The 255-nt window shown below is 65.1% G+C and carries 1 pseudogene; it reads left to right on the top strand.

Annotation, left to right across the window (positions count from 1 at the left end):
* Nucleotides 1-255: pseudogene (locus EU800_RS26495) on the top strand (IS5/IS1182 family transposase); the annotation flags it as partial.

Below are 255 nucleotides of genomic sequence, written 5' to 3'. Positions count from 1 at the left end.
ATCGGCAGTTCCGCCGGTGGACGCTCGCCGGTCTCTGGGAACAGATCCTGGAGGCGCTGACCGAGAGCCGGATCGTCCCTGACGCCCTGCAAATGGTCGATAGCACCGTGGTTCGCGCCCATCATCAGGCAGCGGGCGCTAAAGGGGGACTCCGCGACAGGGTTTTGGCCGCTCAAAGGGTGGCTTCACGACCAAGATCCACCTCCGGGTGAATGCCGCCGGTCTGCCGATGCCGACTGACATCACACCCGGCCA

It is taken from the genome of Tropicimonas sp. IMCC6043, assembly GCF_004146235.1.
In the GTDB taxonomy this organism is placed as follows: Bacteria; Pseudomonadota; Alphaproteobacteria; order Rhodobacterales; family Rhodobacteraceae; genus Tropicimonas.
Note: the sequence above shows the minus strand (reverse complement) of the source record. Positions and strands in the feature narration are given on the sequence as shown.